The organism is Nocardia wallacei (assembly GCF_029868745.1).
Taxonomy (GTDB): domain Bacteria; phylum Actinomycetota; class Actinomycetes; order Mycobacteriales; family Mycobacteriaceae; genus Nocardia; species Nocardia wallacei_B.
In genome coordinates this window covers 1-1,738 of the sequence record NZ_JARWOP010000101.1, presented here as the reverse complement: position 1 = coordinate 1,738, position 1,738 = coordinate 1, and the positions used below count along the sequence as shown (strand labels likewise).

The following is a 1,738-nucleotide window of genomic DNA, read 5'->3' as shown; positions in this document are numbered from 1 at the left end:
TTTCCGCTGTGCCGGAACCGAATACCCGGACGTGGCCTTCCGGCATCTGGACCTGCCGCCCGGCGAGACCGGTGCGGACGAGGCGCCCACGATCATCACGGCGCTGCACACCGCCGACGAGCCGGAGCTGGCACTGCGCCGCGGGATGACTTTTTTGGGGTTTTCGGGCGGGGGGGCGGGCCCCGGGGGCCACTCTCGTTTCTGTGCCGCGGGCGAATTCGACGGAAATCGGACGTGTTGGTGTGGCCGAATGGCACTTTGGGTAAGTGCCCCTTATTCTTAGCAGCGGTTAGCCCGGTGTTCACCGATTGGAAATGCGGTGGGGCCACCATGATCGGCGAAGATAAGTCGAAATGTCCCCGTGCCGGGGCAGGCTTGAACTGGAGCGGTATGCGGTTGAAGAAGTTGGTCGCGGCTGCGGGGGCAGCGGCAGCGGTGTTGTCTGGTGTCATGGTGTCCGGCGCCGTGCTCGGAACCGGCTCCGCCGCAGCGGATCCCGGTTGCCCGGGCCTGTACGTGGTCGCCATCCCGGGTACCTGGGAGACCGGTGAACACAAGCCCGAGGACATGACGGGTCCCGGCATGCTGGCCGGGGTGACGCGCGGTCTGCCGAGTAACACCGACGTCGACTACGTCTCCTATTCGGCGACGGCCTTCCCCTGGGAGGGCGACATCTACGGCGCCTCCAAGAAGCAGGCCATCGACGGCGCGCGCGGGCTGATCCACGACATGGCCGGGCGTTGCGCCGCCACCAGGTACGCGATCGTCGGCTACAGCCAGGGCGCCGACGCGGCGGGCGATCTCGCCGCCGAGATCGGCACCGGCCTCGGTGTGGTGTCCCCGGACCGGATCGCGGGCGTCGGGCTGATCTCCGACCCGCGGCGTTCGCCGGCCGATGTGCAGGTGGGGCCGATCGTCGGCGGCGCCGGCGCGAGCGGTCCGCGGCTGGGTGGGTTCGGTTTCGTCAGCGACCGGGTCCGGACCATCTGCGCCGAGGGCGACCTGTACTGCGCGACCGCCGACAACGACTTCGTCACTCGCTTCGCCGGTTTCCTGGCGCAGGCGTCCGGCGCCAACGCGGCCAACATGTGGCGCTACCAGCTGGAGGCGGGCTCGATCATCGGCGACCTGATGGCGCACGGTGGCATTCCGACCCTGCAGGCGCAGCTGTCCGAGGATTCGAACAAGCAGCGTGTGACGCAGCTCGAGGACTTCTACGGGTCCGGCGCGCACACCTCCTACGGCAACTATCGGGTCGGTGGCGGCCAGACCGCCGTCACCTGGATGCACAACTGGATCGCCGGAATGGCGTGAGCGTGGCCCGGCAACGGGTTTCGTGAACTTCGAGGGCCGCTCCCAATGGGAGCGGCCCTCGCTCGTCCGTGAGTGGCCGCGCACAAACCGTCGCCGTCATTCGGCGCGCTTTGGCCGGGGTACACAAAAGGCCCGGGTTGATACCCGCCAAAAACGCGCCGCGGTCTTGCGGGGCGTTTGGGCGGGCACCCACAGGGCCCTGTTGTGCCCCCCGGCCAAGAGCATGCCGGGATGACTTTAGGTGGCGATCACAACTAGCCCGCCGAGCCTGTGGAGGGAAGCTGCACTCCCGGGAACGGGTTCTGGTTCGGGGTATCGGGTCGTCGGTTGTCGCCGTCGGGGCCGCGCCGGTCGTCGCCGCGGTGGTCACCGTCGTTGCGATGGTCCTGGTCGCCCGGCGGGCGCTGGCCGTCCGGTTGCCAGG

At 68.8% G+C, this 1,738-nt stretch carries 1 protein-coding gene; it reads left to right on the top strand.

Annotated features, from left to right (window positions below; translation table 11 throughout):
- Positions 1-390 precede the first annotated feature (390 nt).
- Positions 391-1,314, top strand: a complete 924-nt coding sequence (locus QH470_RS07785; RefSeq protein ID WP_280271599.1) for a cutinase family protein — start codon at positions 391-393, stop codon at positions 1,312-1,314.
- The last annotated feature ends 424 nt before the right edge of the window (positions 1,315-1,738 follow it).